The organism is Vibrio sp. DNB22_10_4, assembly GCF_052879755.1.
Window position 1 is genome coordinate 505922 of sequence record NZ_JBNNXW010000002.1, and the last position, 18199, is coordinate 524120.

Sequence of the window (18199 nt, forward strand, 5' to 3'; positions counted from 1 at the left end):
CATAGACGACTTATTTCTCCTTTTTAAGATCCTCTGGCAGCGTGTATTCACCGCTACTGCGGGATATTTCACTCACGGTCGGTGAGTCAAGCGGCCCTTTTACCGAGTAGTTGACTTGCGTGACTACCTCAACGACAGGTGAGATCACTGTCGTCACAGCCAACACGACTAGCGCCGTTTGTGGCGTTACCGCAAACGCGGTGATGATAGGAATGCCAGAGGTCATGTCTGGGGTAAAGCTCACCTCTGCATCTACAGTTTGTTTAGAAAGATCAGCTAACCCTTTGATTCTCATATCACCGGCTACCGCGTCCATCTTAATGTCGTTAGTGACAAACACGCCATCACGCACTCGGCCGCTGCCTGTTATTGAGTTAAAGGCCATGCCTTTATCAAACACATCCGAGAAATCGAGCTGCATCTTGCGAATAATAGAATCAAGACTGAACAGACCAAGTAGTCGCGCCGCACCGCTAACGTCGGAGATCACCCCTTTGCCAAGCTTAGTATTCATGTCACCATTGACGGTATCAAGGCGCATTGACCAAGGCGCCCCATCCCAATCAAGTTTGGCTTTCATTTCAAACGGCGCGCGTTGAATACCCGTTGTGATACCAAAACGTTCCATAAGATCGCTGTTGTTCTCACCTTTTACCGCGAAGTTCACTTGAGTCTTATTCTGGTCATCAGACACCATCCAACTGCCATCGATATCCACTTGGTTGGCGCCACTAGAAAGCTGCAGCTTGTTCCAAACCAGCTTATTGCCCTGCCTAGAGACATCCATATCGACCTTACCCACTTTGTAACCTTGGAACCAAAAGTTATCGATGGTCAGCAAGGTATCGGGCAATGCGTTAAATAGCGAACGCTCAAAATCCGTCACAATTGGTGCTTCTGGGTTTTCCTGGGTGATAATTGACTCATCTTGGTCAGCAATCTCATCGAGTTCCGGCACATAAATATGAAGACGGTTCAACGCGACATGGAGTTCATTGTTATCACTGTAGCTGGCTTCACCTTTCGCCTCTTGGCTATCCAGTGCAAACTGCCAACCACCCTTTTTATATCTAGCATCGAAATTAACATCGTGCCATTCAATTCCGCCTAATATCAGTTCTTTAGCTTCTACACTGGCACGCTTTGGCAGTGGTAGTTCGGGCTTCGGCAAGTCATCCAGCACCGCTTTTTTGTCACTCGGTGGCTCTTTAAATACCTCACTCCACTTATCGAAATCGATAGTGTCTGAGCGCACTTGGAAGTGATGGCCGACAATTGGGCTAATTTTAAATCCACCCTCACCAAGCACTAAGTTAGTCGCTTTAAGCACAGGGACCGGCTGAGTGATATCAATTTCAGTTTGATATTTCACCGACGGCAATTGCAAGCGAGCGGTAATATTTTCCTGATTACCTGAAGCCTGAAGCCTTGCTTTCCCTGCATCACCAAACGACTTGCTCAGTGGATAAGGGTAATCGCTGGCAATCGTGACTAGGTTTGCATCCAAATCAAGCTGATAAGTAAAACCCACATCATTGAGCTGGATGTCGACATCCAGGTGCCAAGGTGCATGCCCTGATAAGCGGCTTACGACCTTATCACCAATGTAAGGTTCAAGTGGTGCTGTACTCCAATCGCCAACGGAGTTGATCTTCACCGCATAGCCTTTGCTTGCATTTTGTCCTTGGAAGTCCAAATTGATTGGCTGATCAAGCAAGTTCGCTGACAATCCCGTTGCTTTAACCACGTCATTATCGAACTCGATACGACCTGAGACTTGCTCAAGCGTCATCGGTGGAGCATCAATCTCAACATGATTGTCACTTAGGTCAGCATGACCCCAAGCTCTAGATGGCGTGTCATCCCCCCCAAATGGAATGTAGAGCTGAAAATCAGCGGTAACGTCGCCACTGACTTGAACCGCTGTTAGCGCAGCACCAACCGAGTCAACCAATGGTGAAGCGGTCATGTAGTCACGTACTGCACTGCCTTTGCCAGCCGCTTTCGCTTCAATTTCAAGATGACCATCACCACGAAGCTCGGGAATTCGACCGGTAATACGCTGCCCTTTCACATCCATTAAAGTCGCAGAGCGCGAATCGAGATACATGCTCTCGTTTTGGAACAACAAATCGAGCTGCAGATCCGTAAGCGGCGGCCAATTGGTGTCAAAGCTGAATTTGGCATCACGCAGGCCAACAAACGCCTGGAACATACCGTTGTTGTCGCGATACGGGAAATCAGAGAGCTTGCCGTACCACAAAAGCTTAGAGGTGTTCACGCGACCCGCTTGAATCGCCGCAGATAGGTAATCCGTTAAGCTTTGCCCCATTGCTAGAGTTGGCAGGTAACGCCACACCTCCCCTGCGTTGTATAGGTCAGCCTCAGCATAGAAGGACAAGAATGGACTATCGTTCTTAGGGAAATCGAGCCGGAAGGCACCAAGCACTTGCAAATCTGGTGTGGCAGCCGTGACTTTATCCGACCACAGTGACCAGCCTTGCTCACCATGATTCTCCCAATGAATGTCAACCAAGCCTTGCTTGATATTTAAAGGCGCTTGGAATACATCGCCGTACGGGAACTTATCATCAATAACCGACACTCGCGCATAAGCCCGCTCAGTGTTCCCGCGCAGATGGCCTGAGACATGAGAAAATCCAGGTAACAGTCCCCATTGCGATAACGACATTTGCTTCAATGACGCCGAATACTTAATCGAATCAGCACCTGCAAGTTGAGAAATACGAATGTCTTCGATGCGGCCGCCCGGGTTAAGTCTCGACAGCCATTGGTTAATAGTCTCGTTGTTAGCCAGTGTCGCCAATGGTTTTAAGCTATCAACATCGAGCTCAGAGACATTGACTTGCCATTGATTATCACGATTCCAATCAACGGCAATATCCAACTCAGGCCAAGTCACTTCATCAGTACGAGCCTGGACTTGGTGCACATTCAACTGCCAACCCGATGTGGATGGCAGTAAATGCAATACCGCAGACTCAACTATCAGGTCATGTTGCTGATTGCCACTTTTCCAACTGAGTTCAGAAGGAAGCACATCCAAATAGACTTCTTTTGCTTTGCTATTATCTAACTCAAGCCAAGCTCTTAGGCTGACCGCCCCTGATTCAATGCCAGTTTGCTGCTTCTGCTCATCCGATAGCCACGGAGACAACGACATTTCATCCACTGTGACGTAAAAATCTCCCGTCACACTGGTCAAAGAGCCGTTATCAACAAAGTCCGCTCGCACTTCAAGCGCATTGAGATTAGCATCGGCGATGGACACCACGCCTTGCGCTAAGTGGCGACGTTTTTCGTTTCGCCACTGCAAATTCTCAATATCTAACTGACGAGCTTCATCAGAGATAGCGGTGTAGTGAATGGTCGAGTCCGCTACCGTGAATCGGTCAAGCTGTCTCAACAGTAAGTTGTCCAAACGTTGGATTAACTGCTCACCACTTTTAGCAGGCGCGTTGGTTGCCGACTCGGACGGTTTACTCTCCGCCGCCTTGAGCAGATCCACCGAACGAACGTCCAGTGTCATACCGTTGATCACCATATCCGCCAATACAGGCTGACGCTGCAACACGGTTTGTACCAGGTCGAATTCGAGCTCAAGGTTGGTCACTTCAAACTGGGTTTCAGGACTGTCTGGAAGACCGACGGATACCCCTTGCAGTGAGATTGACGGGTGAGTGTTACGCCAGAAACCACGTACGTCTTTGAGCGAGACATTCAGTCCTGTACCTTGGTTTATCCAAGTAACGATTTCAGGTTGGACTTTGTTCAGTTGAGGCAGGCCGACACGCAGCACTGTGACCGTGGAGGCAAGTAGCACCAGCACGGTCAGTAACAGCCAGAGAAATAGGCGTATAATTTGATTAACGCGAGGACTCACAAACTTCTCATCACATCATAACAACATCAAATTGTTCTTGAATATACAGTGGTTCTGCTTGAATACGCACTTGCTTGCCAATAAAGACTTCAAGTTCCGCAAGTGCATGTGATTCTTCACCTTCTAGCGCTTCCGCAACAGCAGGTGCCGCATAAACCACAAAATTATCAGCATCGTAAGCTCGGTTGACTCGGGTGATCTCTCGTAGGATCTCATAACAGACGGTTTCCACCGTTTTCACCGAACCACGACCTTCACAAGTTGGACAACCGCTACACAGCACGTGTTCAATACTTTCACGGGTACGCTTGCGGGTCATTTCCACCAAACCAAGCTGAGTAAAGCCATTGATATTGGTTTTTACGCGATCTTTTGACAGTGCTGCTTCAAGAGAAGCCAAAACACGCTGACGGTGTTCATCCAGCCCCATGTCAATGAAATCGATAATGATGATACCACCCAGGTTACGCAGTCTCAGTTGGCGAGCAATCGCCTGAGTCGCTTCAACATTGGTATTAAAGATGGTCTCTTCTAGGTTACGGCGACCGACGAATGCACCCGTGTTGATGTCTACCGTGGTCATGGCTTCGGTTTGATCAATGATCAGATAGCCGCCCGATTTAAGATCGACCTTGCGCTCCAATGAACGCTGAATTTCGTTCTCCGTATCGAACATGTCGAAGATCGGCTTATCGCCTTCATAGAGTTCTAACAGCGACTCTAATTCTGGAACAAATTCGCTGGTAAACTCTTTTAGACTCTCAAATATCAAACGAGAATCGACCTGAATGCGGGTAATTTCGGTACCAACGAAATCACGCAAGATACGATGTGCTAAACCCAGCTCACCATACAAGGTCGAACGTGTCTTGTATTTAGTACGGCGCTCGTTGATTTTAGTCCACAGGCGCTTAAGAAACGCGGCATCTTGCGCCAACTCTTTCTCATTCGCCCCCTCAGCCGCGGTACGAATAATGAACCCGCCATTCTCATCGCAGTAATCAGCGACAACTCGCTTAAGGCGTAGGCGTTCATCTTCACTTTCAATACGCTGAGAAACCCCCACGTGGCTCGCTCCAGGCATGAATACCAAGTATCGTGAAGGTAGGGTGATATCTGTGGTTAGGCGAGCGCCTTTGGTGCCCAGTGGGTCTTTGACCACTTGCACCACAATGTCTTGCCCTTGGCGCACTAGCTCAGAGATGTCGCGTACTTGAAATTGTTTTTTCTCGTTCTCGGCAACACATTCGGTGTGAGGGACAATATCGGAGGCATGAAGAAACGCGGCCTTTTCTAGACCGATGTCGACGAACGCCGCTTGCATCCCCGGAAGCACGCGACTGACTTTGCCTTTGTAGATGTTACCCACGATGCCACGCTTGGCCTCGCGCTCAATGTGGACTTCTTGGAGAATTCCACTCTCTATCATCGCAACTCTTGTTTCACTGGGAGTTACGTTTATCAACAGCTCTGCACTCATGAGCGCACCTCAATTATTTTTAATTATTTATAAATTCTTGCAAGAGCTGGTCAGTTTCATACAGCGGCAGTCCCACTACGGCGTAATAACTGCCCTCGATACGAGTGACAAAACGCCCACCTAATCCTTGGATACCATAACTGCCAGCTTTATCTTTCGGTTCACCACTATGCCAATATCGTTCTATTTCTTGTTGGCTGAGTGTTTTGAACCATACATCCGTGGTCACCACCACCGATGCTTGCTTTAATTTGCTTACCACGCTAACCGCCGTCAGCACTTGGTGTTTTTGACCTGACATGCTAGCCAGCATTCGATTGGCATGGTCAAAATCGTTAGGTTTTTCCAATACATGACCATCGAGTACAACCACAGTATCAGAACCCACAACCACGCTATCTTGATGACTCAAAGCAAACCCTGCTTGGGCTTTTTCTAGCGACAAACGCGCCACGTATTCTTCTGGCGCTTCACTATCTTCCTGTTGCTCTTCAATATCTGGGCTAACAATAGAAAATTCGTAGCCTAGTTGGGTCAATAATTCTCTGCGGCGTGGTGATGTGGACGCCAATACAACGCGTGATACAGGCTGATTATCTGACATGCCAATGCCTTCTTACTCGACGTAGCAGTAAAAACATCCATGGCCAGAGTATACAGTTAATCAAACCGCTCCACAGCGACATTGGATTAAAAGTCACGTCTTGGATCAAATACTCACCGAAAAAGATGCAAACCTCGAGCACCATAGACAACAGCGCCATAATGGTTGCCTGTTGCCATAATGCCATGTTTCTTAGCACCAAAAAGTTAAGTGCGATGACGTACACTACAATCGACATCATCATACCACGTATGCCAAGCGTCGAGCCGACAAGCAAATCCCACACTAAACCGACAAACAAGGCAGTACCGACATTCACGCGGTGCGGCAGTGCCAGCACCCAGTAACCGAGTACCAAAAATAGCCATGAAGGGCGGACAAAATCCAAAACACCCGGCCATGGGATGGTCTGCAGCACCAATGCCACCAGCAACGACGTGCCAATCACCATATGACTGCGAAAAGAGCTGTTAGCCATAATTGTGTGTTAATCCTTTATTCTGCATTGAGGATATCTTCCACTTCCTGCTGCTGCCTATCATTGTTCGGCCAGATCAAAAGTAGGTAGCGCAAACGGTCAAAATCAACCACGGGCTCAGCGATGATGTTGGCAAACTCACGGCGGTTATCACGTTGCACCGATTTAACGTGCGCCACCGGATAACCTTCAGGGTAAATGCCACCAAGACCCGACGTCACAAGAAGATCGTCAGGCTGAATATCGGTACTGGTAGGAATGTGCTCCAATTGGATCTCATCAATAGAACCGTTGCCAGAGCCGATGACACGGATGTCATTGCGGATAACCTGTACTGGGATCGCACTGTTGGTATCCGTCAATAGCATAATTCGGCTATTGTGCGCCCCAACGAACGTCACCTGACCAACAATACCGTTTTCATTGATAACCGGCTGGCCTTCGTAAACGCCATCAATACGGCCTTTATCGATCACCACCTGGTGACGATAGGGCGACGTGTCCACTGCCATTACCTCGGTGACCACTTTCTTCTCACCTCTCACAAAAGACGAGCCAAGCAGTTCACGAAAGCGCTGATTCTCTTCACGATATTGATCGAGCAAGATAAGGTCGCTTTTCAAACGCAGTACTTCACGTTTAAGGTTGATATTCTGCTCAGCTAAGCCTTGACGCGTATTAAGACGCTCATAGACCCCATCAAACATACTACGCGGTAAGTTGGCGGCATATTGAATAGGCGCAACAGCACTGTTCAGCAGATAGCGGAAATTGGAGAATGTGTCTAAACGACTATCAGCCAGCATTAAGCCGGCTGATAGAGTTACAGCAAGAAATAACCGAAGTTGTAAGGACGGACCCCGACCAAATATTGGTTTCATGTACTCATAACCTTGATGCGGACTCTAGTTTCAGTACCACACCAAAACTAGAGAGAAACCATTATTCTTCAGTAAATAGATCGCCACCGTGCATGTCGATCATCTCAAGCGCTTTACCGCCACCACGAGCCACACAGGTCAGTGGATCTTCAGCGATAACAACTGGAATACCCGTTTCTTCAGTCAATAGACGGTCTAGATCACGAAGTAGTGCACCACCACCCGTTAGTACCATGCCGTTTTCTGAGATGTCAGATGCCAGCTCTGGCGGACACTGCTCTAGCGCAACCATCACAGCCGATACGATACCTGTTAGCGGCTCTTGAAGTGCTTCTAGGATCTCGTTTGAGTTTAGGCTAAAGCTACGTGGCACACCTTCAGCAAGGTTACGACCGCGAACTTCGATCTCTTCAACCGTGTCACCAGGGTACGCAGAACCGATTTCGTGTTTGATCTTCTCAGCCGTTGCTTCACCGATCAAGCTGCCGTAGTTACGACGCACATAGTTGATGATCGCTTCATCAAAGCGGTCACCACCGATACGAACTGACGATGAGTAAACCACGCCGTTTAGCGAGATCACCGCCACTTCTGTTGTACCGCCGCCGATATCGACCACCATAGAACCCGTTGGTTCTGAAACGCGTAGACCAGCACCAATTGCTGCCGCCATCGGCTCATCAATGAGGTAGACTTCACGAGCACCTGCGCCAAGCGCAGATTCACGAATGGCACGACGCTCAACTTGCGTAGAACCACAAGGCACACACACAAGTACGCGCGGGCTTGGCTTCAATACGCTGTTGTCGTGAACTTGCTTAATGAAGTGCTGGAGCATTTTCTCAGTCACGTAGAAATCAGCAATTACGCCGTCTTTCATTGGACGAATGGCAGAAATGTTACCAGGTGTACGACCTAGCATCTGTTTCGCTGCATGACCGACGGCCGCAACGCTTTTGGCTGAACCCGCACGATCTTGACGGATAGCTACAACAGAAGGCTCGTCTAGGACGATACCCTGTCCTTTTACATAAATCAGTGTGTTGGCAGTACCTAAATCAATCGATAGGTCGTTAGAAAACATGCCACGCAGTTTTTTAAACATATTCTTCGCTCGTCCTGCAAGAATTAGAAGACAAAAATTGCACTAAATGTACCAATGCCGCGCCATCACAGCAAGGCATTGAAGCAGAAACATTGGAGGAAACCCCCATTTTCTTACAGTTTCCTTACTTAACGCAAAAAATTCACAGGATTTATTGGCAGTCAGCCATTATACCGCCCCAACCAATAGTGCCTACGGCGGCTCCAATACATCTCGATATGCGTTTATTCCCCTCTAACCCTCTCCCCCAAATACTGCTGAATGCGAACCACCACATAAAACCCACCAATAACTCCATTGCCAATGATATTTTACCAACCAGAATCTGGTATCCTATGCATGCTTTTGCTCTCCACTTTGATTAGCTATGGTTTTTCGATGACACGTACCCGCTTCACATTGCTCGCATTAGGCTGCGCCCTATCCACACTATTGCTCTCTGGTTGTAACGATGACACCAGCGTATCGCTTGGCGATCCTATTCCAGTTGCACCAACTAAGTCTCATGGGCCAGCTTGTGACGCCAGTGCCGACACGCAGACCATTCGCTTTATCCACGTCGCAGATCTACACGGCCACTTCGGTTATCGCGAGCAGTTCTATAGCAAAATCAAACAAGCTCATGTCGATGCGCTTGCCGAAGAGCCCTATACCCTGTTTACCAACGGTGGTGATGACTATGAAAAAGGGACGGTTGCCGAGCAATTATCAGGGGGCTATGCCACGCTTGAGGCCACGCAAGCGTTGGAGTTTGATTATCGCGTGATTGGTAACCACGACTTTGCCTGGGGGCCTGAGCAATTACTGGAGTACGCAAAAGATGAGGTATCAACAGTCCTTGCCTCCAACACCGAATACTATGGCAATGACCCTGCGGGATTTGCAGGGGTAGACTTTGCTATTGCAGAAGTGGGCTGCATTAAGGTGGGTGTCTTTGGCATGACGTCGGGGCCATGGAATGAGCTCGATGAAGAGATTAAGCCTCAAGTAGACTTTATCGACGATTTCAGAATGCGTTGGGACTGGAACGAGCGCGCTCGCGAGATCATCGCCGCCTATGGCAATCAAGTGGACTATATGGTGATGCTCAGCCACCTTGGCCATGGCACCGATGTTGCTCTAGCGACCTTTGTTGACGGCATCGATCTTGTGCTCGGCGGACACACTCACGACTCACCAAAGACCACTAGAGTAAATGGCACAACAGTACTGCTGCCTGATTTTAATGCCAAAGGTTACACCGACGTCACCGTAACGTTTGACCTAGCCTCCAAAACCGCAATAACGCCCGAAACCATTGCCGAACTTGATATTACCGAATCGTTACCCGTTAACGAGGCAACCAAACGTCGTATTGATGGCATCATGGGAACTTACGCTCCCGATGCGAACACCGAAATTGCTGTATCGCTCAAACAGCCAAGCCGCGATGGCATCTTGGATATTCTGCATGACAGTTTGACCGACTTTACTGCCCCCAAATCAGGGATCAATTACCAGATAGATGCCAGCTTCCTCAATCGCGGAGAAATTGAAGATAGCGAAATCTGGGCTCCAGGTTCGTTGACCCAAGAAGACTTTCATCACGCCTACCCGATTGAGCGCCAGCCTGCCAATACGCCAGGTTTCTCATCACTGTATCAAGTGAGCGTATCAGGCGAAGCGCTTAGCGCTATGCTTAATTATGAAAGTGGCCTTGATTACCATGGTCCAGCGCTAGACGATATCGATTCAGCCAAAACCTATCAAGTAGGCCTCTTTAAATCGGCTGCTTGGAATCCTGAGCTGTTCTTTAATGGCAGTTATTACCGCAAAGAAGATGCAGAATTTGTTGGCGAAGCTTGGGAGATTTTTGATGCCTACGCCCGTGAGCGTACCGCAAACTGCCAATACATCGACACTGACGAACTGCTGTTCAGCTGTGATGAAAACGCCCCGAACATTACCTCTGTTTGGAACTTTGAAGATGCGAACGATATCTTTGCACCAGAGCAAAACATCGCTTCGAGCCTTACGCTCACGAATACGTCGGATGAACCTTTATCTTGCAATGACGAACTGCTGAACTGCGGCACAAGTGAATCTTTTTCTCTGCCACTGCTTCCCGATGGTAGCAACGCTTCGGTAATAGAACTAGGCGCCTTAGGAGCATCAGATAACGGTCGCTTCCAGCTTGCTACAGAACTTGATACTAACGGTGACTTCGCCGATCAAGACCGCCTCTCTTATTACACTATCGTTTTTGATGCTCTATGGCCTGAGCTAGAAAATGACAGCAGTAAATACCGAGCGATAATCGATGCTGACACCAGCAGCAGCGCACCCGATATCTTCCTATCGCCGGAAGGCGAGATAGGTCTCGCACCGAATTACGCAGGACTTATTAAGGCCAATACTTGGCATCGTATTGCCATGGTGTTTTTTGCGTCAGAGACAGAAGATGTCGCCTACAAACTCTACATTGATGGCGAGCACATTGACACTATGCGCTATCCTGGGCTTGGTGAGCGATGGGCAATGAATAGAAAAGGCTTAGCGCTGTTCACTGATACTGCCATCAACAAATACGAATCAGGAACGGTTTATCTCAACTCATTGATGTTTGCTGCCCGCTCATTGACGGACATCGACATCGCTAAACTGGGTGGTGCTAAAGAGACACTCAACTATGTACCATCAGTGCGTGTTCTAAACCAAACCGTTGAACGCGCCTACCAAAATGCCCCTGTTGACTGGGCAAACAAATGGGTCAAACAGCGCGCTAAATTCTTCAAACAGCCCCCACAGTAAACTCGACAAAAAGCAAAATGCGCGGACTAGAAATAGTCCGCGTACAGTCTTAGTGGATCTGGCTGTAGTCGAGCCTTACGCCAGTTAGGATCGAAGTGATACTTGAGATAGACATTGAATACACTCGGCTGGTAATCACTCGAAAATTGCTGCGATACATAGCCAACAAAGCTCCAATGGTCACTCATTCGATACTCGGTATAAAACTGCAGTCCTGCACTCACGCCACTTGATGACGAAGCTGTGCCGCCTGGGATATTGTATGGCGCATCAAAGGAAGCGTTCGAAAGAGAAACCGTGCCCCTCACCCCATATGTCCAATCAAAGCTGTGGCGACGATAATATGAGACAGGCAAAGACAACGATGTGTAGTTTTGCGGACTGTAGTATTTACCATGACCGATAATTACCTCATTGACGTTCTTCTCGTAGCCCATGTAAAACACAGCCCCACCTAAAGAGAACACCTCATCATCGCTACTAATAAAGTTGTAGTAACTACCCAACATGCCAGAGGTTCTATCGTTATCAGTGACATTGTTGCCAGTTAGCTGATGGTACTCAAGATAACCCCAAACGCCATATGGGCGTCCGTCATTCCAAGACGCGCTCACCGTGGCGCCACTACGAGTCACACCGCCAAACTCGGTGGTAACGCCTGTGCGATCCGTCACTGATAATCCAGAATAAGAGATAAAGCTCGCGGTAACAGGGCGCTTAGAGACATTACCTCGCAAAGTCACATCGCCCCACTCGGTGATCCCTTCAATGCCGCCTACCCAATCGGTATATCGAAAGCCAACAGGGGTGGTGCCAAGATCCGCTTGCCAGTTTTCAGCTTCCCAACCAACAGAGAAGGCTTGTCCCACTCGGTCACGCTCAAACTCAATATTGGTATCGTAATACGTTAACGAGCCGCTATTGAGGTAAACGCTGTCAGTACGAAGCTTAAGGCGACCGTCCCACTCAGGGATAGCAATGCCAAGCTCAAAAGGAACAGTGAGGTATTTGGAGCCACCCGGCACATTATTAAACTCACCGCCCACAATGAAATAGGACTGATGACGCTCATCAATTCTATCGAGTGTGGCAATAATGTCGTTGGTCATCCAGTTATCATCGGCATCGCGATACGCGCTACCAATATCTCGGACTCGGGTCAGCCCCAAACGCTCTTTATCATCCAAAAGCAAAGCTTGACGCGAATACTGCTGAGTCAACGCATCGCTAGATTGAGACAACGACGCTTCTTGCAACTGCCAATAATTGAAAGCGTTCAGAGGTTTTAATGGCAAATGGTTGTTGAAAAAGTTGATGTAGGGCTGATTGTCGGTTTCCAGCGCCAAAGATAAGCTGCTAACGATTTGCTCGTTGCTAAGCTCAAACACGCGCTGCGCTTGAATATCCAACACAGGGTCGATGTATTGTGGCGCAGCGCTGAGCCAAGTGCTCAGCCGCTGTTGAGAAAGTACAACACCATCGTTAAGACTTGCCAAATAAATCTCTGACGCTGCTTCAACCTCGTTTTCAGCCAGCAGTCTATCGGCATCAAACAAGCTCTGGCGCTGCTCAATAATGTCTGACAGTACTTTGCGTTGCTCTGCTTCTTGATAGATAGCGCGGTGAAAATTAGCACTGTCGATATCAAACGCCGCTTGCGACATCAGCTCAAGCTCTGGCGTACTAAGCGACGCGATATCCACTGCGTCCATTTCTGCTTGAGCGCGCTCATCAAATGGTGTCTCTGACCACAATACAATCGCAGTTGGACGATCATGACGGGCAACATTCTCAATAAAGGCGATCAGCTCATCACCTCTAAGCTGCTGCTCAGCGATTTGTTGGCGGTAGTATTCAAGTTTTACACGAGAATAGGTAGAAAGCTCCGCAGACGTAAGCTGCTGAGCGGGCGATTGATTCACAACCGCGAACGCTTCATCCCAGCGCCCTTGACCCGACAAATACAAGGTATAAGCGTGAGTATGTTCATTATCTTGGTGCTGTTGATAAGCACGGCTCATCACAGTATCTGCCAAGCGGCGCTGGTTTAAACGCAGCAACTGTTCAGCAATGTCTTTGTTTAACCAAGGTAGGTAAGCATCACTGTCGAGTACGTGTTTAAACTGCGCGCGAAATAGCGGATCATTTTCTGGCAGAGACTGGCTTTTAAGCAGCTTATCATAAACCACAAGGTGCTCGACCTCGGCTGCATACGCTGCGATTTGCTCTATTTGTGCCGGTTTGAGCGTCTGCAATGCAGCATACTCCCCCGCATGCCCTTTATTTGGCGCATAAGTTTGCACCCAAAGTTGCAGCGCAGAACTGTTGTCTGGCGCCAAGGTCAGTGCTTTGTTGGCAGCCTGATGCGCTTGGGAATACTCTTGCTGCGCCAGATAAACCTGCCCTTTGATGATATAAGCAAAAGGCTCACTATTGTCGAGAGACAATGCTAAGTCCGCTTGCTGCATTGCCTTATCGTATTGCTCAGCACTCAGAGCACGCCTCGAAGCATCGAGTGCTTGCCAAAAGCGAATCGAATTGATCTCAGATTGGTAAAAATCGATGAGGTCTGGCGAATCATCAAGCTGCTGCGCTTGCTTAAACGCATTCACTGAAGCTCGATAATTATTGTTATGGTAATGGTAGCGGCCAAGTGCAACTAAGATTTCCGGATCGTTAGGGTACTTGCGGTTGGCCGCTTGCAGTGCCTTGAATGTGGTGGCGTCATACTGACGATTTTCAATGCGCGCAAACGCAGCGAGCTTGCCACGGTATACGGGGTCTTTGCGCAGCATCTTTTCTCGATCCCAGCGCTGCTTAGCTGTTTCGTATTGCTGTTGAATACCTAAGTTCTCTGGATGATAACTGGCTATCAGCTCATGAGTATCCATCCACTGTTGAGACATAGGCTCAGTTTGTAGCTCAGTCATCCAAAGAGTACTGGCGAACACGCCAAGACGAGAGTCATTCGCTAAGTCACGATAAATCGCTAACGCTTCTGGCTCTCGCCCATAGCGCGAGAGGTGCCGAGCAAGACCTAAGCGAATTTCACCCACATTGGGAAACGCGCGATCCAACTGCTGATACGCTTCAAGTACCTGCTCTTGGTACTGTGGAAATGTCGATTTGAGTCCAAGATAATCAAGCTCACTAATAATATCTGGACGCTCGGAACCATAAAGCTCCTCAAACAGTTTTAACGCAGCTTCGTTTTGACCGCCGCGCTGCAACAACAAGGCTTGATTGTATTGATCGCGCTCTGTGGTATGTAATTCAAGATAATTGCCAAAGGCTGAAACCAAAGCTGGATCGGCCTGATTATTCAATTGCTTAAAAAGAACACTTGCTTCATCATATCGATTGTTTCTTACCAACCAGCGCGCCTTCGCGAACAAGGCTTCGGGACTCTCTGGAGTGATCGCTAGCCAACGCTCTACTGCCGCTTCAACTAAGGTCTCGTCCTGTTTGAGCTCACCGATCACTATCTGATTTTCAAGCCAGTCTGGTGCTGAGCGGTAAAACACCGAAGGTACATCGCTGCCCCACGCAGAGGAGCAAAGTACACTCAAAAGCGCAGCAGAAATTTGGCTCGATGCTCTCGTTACCTTCACGGCTGACCACTCTCCGCCCACGGCACTAACAACTCTCCTTGGCCATTGAATCGATATTGATTGTCGTACCAGCCTAATCCAAATAACGCTAACACATTGTTGTAATACTCGTTATTGCGATCGGTGACGAGGTTTTCACGCACTCGTTCTGCCCAGTTTGATGTCACCTCTTCGTCTGCGTTTAAGCCGATCAGAGGTAATAGCGCTGCATCAAAGCCAATAGGAGCACTCTGCTCCATTTTTCCGCTCTGCGCATAAGTATTAAGCGGTGTGTACTGCTGCTCAATGGCCAGTGAGACAAAAGGCTTAAACGAGTCAACAATTGGCAGTGCGCCTTCCATGTCACTTGGCATCATCCCAGCCCAAAGGTAACTACGGATCGCATTGTAGTTGCCAATATCCGTGGTCTTTGCGTCATAACTAATTGTCTTACCATCATAGAGCAACCAGTCCGGACTCACGCCCTTGAGCTGACTGTCGAGAAGCAATGCGAGAGAGCCGGAGTACAGTTCGCGCCACGGTCCCGCAGTATCGTGATGGGCGAAGGCAGCTAAAACAGGTAACGGTACATAACTTGGGTTAAGTTTGACCTTGTCACCTTGCTCAAAGCCTTGTTTGCCGGGCAGAAGCTGTCTATTACCCGCACCAAAAGAGACCGTTTCTTCTTTGAGGATGCGCTTGGCTAATAGGTATCCAACGTTTTGATAGTAATCACTGCCCCATAAGCGTCCCGCTTCAATCAAGGTATACGCTATCCACAGATCCGAATCTGACGCCGAATTGCTGTCGATAATGCCGTAACCTTGCGACGTTTTACCCCATAACCAAGCAGGCAGGCGAGCAGTAAGATCGCCACCAGCAAGGTGCTGTTGAGTCCAGTTATATAGCGTATCGAACGCGGCTTTATCATTAGCGACAAGGGCAAAAAACATCGCATAAGACTGCCCTTCCGATGTGGTGATAAGTCTGGCGTCAGAGCCATCGACAATGCGCCCCTCAGCGGTCATGTAGACAGATTTAAACTCCTGCCACTGCTGCCAAGTCTCGGCTTGGCTCACGGGTGCAACAGTACTTAGCATCATGGCAAATGCGAACAACCATGTTCTCATCATTAGGCTCCTTTGTGAGTGCTAACCTGACTCGCCAAGCGGCGTCTTGCATAGCGTGAAAGCATACGCCACATCACCATAGTAAAGGCCACAACCAATAGCAGTGCGATAGCGACCATCAACATAGGTCTATCGGAGAAGTGGTACCAAACCAGGTCATAGAGCGGCAGTGAACCGACATAATAGTAGTCACCAACTTGATGACTCACGATGTCACTTAGGGTGATCGCCACCGCTGAGCCACTAACGTTATTGGCTCGATCGTTCATTGCACCATACAAAAGAGGAACGGAACCATCATTACGAGCAGACAACACGGTTACTGTGCGCTGTTTAGAAAACGGCGATTCAAAGCTGGCAATAGACGCAAACTCGCCACGAGCTCGCACGTTGGCGCTCACCGTTGCTTGGCGACCCGATAGCTTTGCCAGCCCTTGTGTTTGTGGCTTTTCAGACACGGTTGTCGCCTCAATAAAGCGACCGGCCTCGCTAGAGCTAACATGCGTTAACGCCGTCGATGTGAGATCGAGCTTAGTCGCCGCCTGCACGCCCAGTACCAAAATATCTTTGTCAATTAAAGCCGACTCATCCCATTGCTCAGACAAACTGAACTGATAAGCAGGTAAACCGGTTTTCTTAGCGATAAAGCCCACCGTATTTAGCAGTAGCTCGACTTCTTTTGCGCTTGGCTTAGGGGGGATGACTACAGCAGTTTCAGACAAGTCGGCCATTCGTGAATATGGGAAACCCGAGCTAACAAACGACTGTGCATCCGGCATACGGATGTAATGTGGGAAACCAGAGAAATCGAGTGTCGACGCGCCATCAATCGCCGCATAATTGATTGTTGGTCCAATCCCTTCACAAACACCGGTTGATACATTGGCTATTTGAAAATTGAACGCCAGCGTGTTGTTTTGGGAGATCTTAAACCCTGGCAGTTGAGTTGAGGACTTGCCGGTAAACGACTCGGTACCTAAAATAGGCACTCGCCAAGTGTCTTGCTCACCTTCACTTCTGTTTTCATCGAGCGGAAACGCACGTACAAAGCGATCGTTAACGGAAATATTCAAACGCGAGGTTTTGGTGCCTTTTAGTGGTGGCGAATAGCGATAGCTGAGTTTCATTGGAACGCTGTTCGCGTTCCAAGTAAACAGATCCGGTGGCAGAGTAAAATCAACACGAATAGGGTTTAGCTCGACCCCTTGCGACTCAAGCTGGTAACTCCCCTCAATAAGCTCAGAGAACTTAACGGCTCTGTCTGTCGGCAACCAGTTGGGCGCATCGTAAGGTTTACGCGGAGCAACATTCGTCACGCTGTTGATGTACGCAACTTCGCCCGACATCAACTGACTGCCAGCCACTAAACCGCGTGCCGCTAATTCCAGTTGCTGCTCATCTTTACCCAATACCAACAGCAGCTTCTTTCCCGGAACCGTCGGGTGTGTGACCATCTGGATCGTTGGTTGAGTGATCTCTGGTAGATCTTTAACTAGGTCTGGTCGATGATCATTGGTCGCAAGCACAATAGCATGCTGGCTCGGCGCATCTTGCTGGTAAACCGGGAAACTCACCTCTCGCCATTTTGCTTGGCTAGCAAAATAAGACGCCACTACTGAAGCAGAATGCAGATTTTGAGTACCAAAATCGCTCGGCAATACCACTGGAATAGTGACGTTTTTTAGGTCACGTGCATCAAAAAACGGCGCGGGAAGTAAACTAAGTTCGTTAGCCACATCAATATTACGCACATCAAGGGTAATGCGACTCGCTGAACCTAGCTCCCACCATAATGCCGGATCGCTGGCATCGCTACACTCTTGGTCGATGCGACCAATGAGCTCGAACTTGATCTGATTGTAGTTTTTGAAGAAACGACCATCGAGACGGATGGTTTTCTCAAGCTTGTGGGCACCATCTTGCTGGAAGTCGACGACATCCATCAGCTCTTCATTGAGATAGACACGAAGATGTGACACGCGTGCGCGCAATGCTGGAGAAGGCGAAAAGTACAAGTCTAGCTCGCCACCCGTTATGATCTGATCAAGGCGAGAGCCAAATCCAAGAAAAGCAGTGCCACCGCTACCACGAATAGTGATCGACGAAGGACCAGCAATCTCGCTGAAGGTATAGCTTACTTGCTTGGGAGACGTATCAACAAAATCGGCCAAAGCAGAGGCAGACAGCAAACAGCTCGCCCCGAGCATCACTCGCGTTAACGCGTGAATCAGTTTCAT

General features: G+C 48.7%; 10 protein-coding genes. 1 reads left to right on the forward strand and 9 read right to left on the reverse strand.

The window, feature by feature from the left end:
- Window positions 1-10: 10 nt before the first annotated feature.
- From ACVA6Q_RS10370 to ACVA6Q_RS10395, 6 genes are all read right to left on the reverse strand, one after another.
- Window positions 11-3904 (reverse strand): YhdP family protein, encoded by a 3894-nt coding sequence (locus ACVA6Q_RS10370; RefSeq protein ID WP_446647429.1) that lies wholly within the window; start codon window positions 3902-3904, stop codon window positions 11-13.
- A gap of 10 nt (window positions 3905-3914) precedes the next feature.
- Entirely contained in the window at window positions 3915-5384 is a 1470-nt protein-coding gene (rng, locus tag ACVA6Q_RS10375; protein WP_353497082.1) for a ribonuclease G, read from the reverse strand.
- Window positions 5385-5403: 19 nt separating this feature from the next.
- A complete protein-coding gene (locus ACVA6Q_RS10380; protein WP_446647430.1) occupies window positions 5404-5988 on the reverse strand; it encodes a Maf family protein in 585 nt (194 codons plus the stop codon).
- Complete coding sequence (mreD, locus tag ACVA6Q_RS10385; protein WP_353497084.1) at window positions 5978-6466, reverse strand: rod shape-determining protein MreD; 489 nt, start codon at window positions 6464-6466, stop codon at window positions 5978-5980. The genes ACVA6Q_RS10380 and mreD overlap by 11 nt, the downstream gene beginning before the upstream one ends.
- Before the next feature lie 17 nt (window positions 6467-6483).
- Window positions 6484-7347: a rod shape-determining protein MreC gene (gene mreC / locus ACVA6Q_RS10390; RefSeq protein WP_353497085.1), complete on the reverse strand. Its 864-nt coding sequence runs from the start codon at window positions 7345-7347 to the stop codon at window positions 6484-6486.
- Between the two features lie 61 nt (window positions 7348-7408).
- Entirely contained in the window at window positions 7409-8452 is a 1044-nt protein-coding gene (locus ACVA6Q_RS10395) for a rod shape-determining protein (RefSeq protein WP_042473407.1), read from the reverse strand.
- A gap of 378 nt (window positions 8453-8830) precedes the next feature.
- On the opposite strand from ACVA6Q_RS10395, the gene ACVA6Q_RS10400 reads away from it, so the two are divergent.
- Complete coding sequence (locus ACVA6Q_RS10400) at window positions 8831-11242, forward strand: metallophosphoesterase (RefSeq protein ID WP_446647431.1); 2412 nt, start codon at window positions 8831-8833, stop codon at window positions 11240-11242.
- A gap of 26 nt (window positions 11243-11268) precedes the next feature.
- Here the strand turns inward: ACVA6Q_RS10400 and ACVA6Q_RS10405 are convergent, their stop codons facing one another.
- Genes ACVA6Q_RS10405 through bcsB form a run of 3 tightly spaced genes read right to left on the reverse strand, consistent with a single transcriptional unit; the run spans window position 11269 to window position 18199 of the window.
- Window positions 11269-14853: a cellulose synthase subunit BcsC-related outer membrane protein gene (locus ACVA6Q_RS10405; protein ID WP_446647432.1), complete on the reverse strand. Its 3585-nt coding sequence runs from the start codon at window positions 14851-14853 to the stop codon at window positions 11269-11271.
- Window positions 14850-15965, reverse strand: coding sequence for a cellulose synthase complex periplasmic endoglucanase BcsZ (gene bcsZ, locus ACVA6Q_RS10410; protein WP_446647433.1), 1116 nt, complete (start codon window positions 15963-15965; stop codon window positions 14850-14852). Before bcsZ ends, ACVA6Q_RS10405 begins: the two co-directional genes overlap by 4 nt.
- Window positions 15965-18199 (reverse strand): cellulose biosynthesis cyclic di-GMP-binding regulatory protein BcsB, encoded by a 2235-nt coding sequence (gene bcsB, locus ACVA6Q_RS10415; protein ID WP_446647434.1) that lies wholly within the window; start codon window positions 18197-18199, stop codon window positions 15965-15967. Before bcsB ends, bcsZ begins: the two co-directional genes overlap by 1 nt.

Bases quoted from the DNA above. Each gene is read 5' to 3' on its own strand.
- rng (WP_353497082.1), bottom strand. From the start codon at position 5,384: ATGAGTGCAGAGCTGTTGATAAACGTAACTCCCAGTGAAACAAGAGTT.
- ACVA6Q_RS10380 (WP_446647430.1), bottom strand. From the start codon at position 5,988: ATGTCAGATAATCAGCCTGTATCACGCGTTGTATTGGCGTCCACATCA.
- mreD (WP_353497084.1), bottom strand. From the start codon at position 6,466: ATGGCTAACAGCTCTTTTCGCAGTCATATGGTGATTGGCACGTCGTTG.
- mreC (WP_353497085.1), bottom strand. From the start codon at position 7,347: ATGAAACCAATATTTGGTCGGGGTCCGTCCTTACAACTTCGGTTATTT.
- ACVA6Q_RS10395 (WP_042473407.1), bottom strand. From the start codon at position 8,452: ATGTTTAAAAAACTGCGTGGCATGTTTTCTAACGACCTATCGATTGAT.
- ACVA6Q_RS10400 (WP_446647431.1), top strand. From the start codon at position 8,831: ATGACACGTACCCGCTTCACATTGCTCGCATTAGGCTGCGCCCTATCC.
- bcsZ (WP_446647433.1), bottom strand. From the start codon at position 15,965: ATGATGAGAACATGGTTGTTCGCATTTGCCATGATGCTAAGTACTGTT.
- bcsB (WP_446647434.1), bottom strand. From the start codon at position 18,199: ATGAAACTGATTCACGCGTTAACGCGAGTGATGCTCGGGGCGAGCTGT.